The sequence below is a fragment of the Catenulispora rubra genome (genome assembly GCF_015356825.1).
In the GTDB taxonomy this organism is placed as follows: domain Bacteria; phylum Actinomycetota; class Actinomycetes; order Streptomycetales; family Catenulisporaceae; genus Catenulispora; species Catenulispora rubra.
In genome coordinates this window covers 1-420 of record NZ_JAACYW010000770.1, presented here as the reverse complement: position 1 = coordinate 420, position 420 = coordinate 1, and the positions used below count along the sequence as shown (strand labels likewise).

1 protein-coding gene is annotated in these 420 nt (G+C 72.9%); it reads right to left on the bottom strand.

Translation table 11 applies throughout. The annotated features are described in order from the left end of the window. Nucleotides 1-420 (bottom strand): amino acid kinase family protein (locus tag GWK61_RS55345; RefSeq protein ID WP_438939842.1); only part of this gene is annotated, 420 nt, incomplete at both ends.

Genomic DNA, 420 nt, shown 5'->3' with positions numbered 1-420 from the left:
ATCCCGTGCCGCGCCGCGTACTCCACGCTGCGCGGCGCCAGCACCTTCGCGCCGCTGACAGCCAGCTCCGGCATGATGTCGTAGCTGACGTGTTCCATCAGGCGCGCGTCGGGGACGATGCGGGGATCGGCGGTGTAGACGCCGTCGACATCCGTGTAGATCTCGCACAGATCAGCCTTCAGCGCCACGGCCAACACCACGGCGGTGGTGTCCGAGCCGCCGCGTCCCAGGGTCGTGACCGTGCTGTCCCCGGACTCGTCGCGATGGACGCCTTGGAACCCGGCGACCACCGCGATCGCGCCGCGGTCCAGGGTCTGCCGGACCCGGTCCGGCACGACCTCGGTGATGCGCGCGCGCCCGGGCGTCGCGGCGGTGCGGATGCCCGCCTGGGCACCGGAGAACGACCGCGCCGGGGTGCCC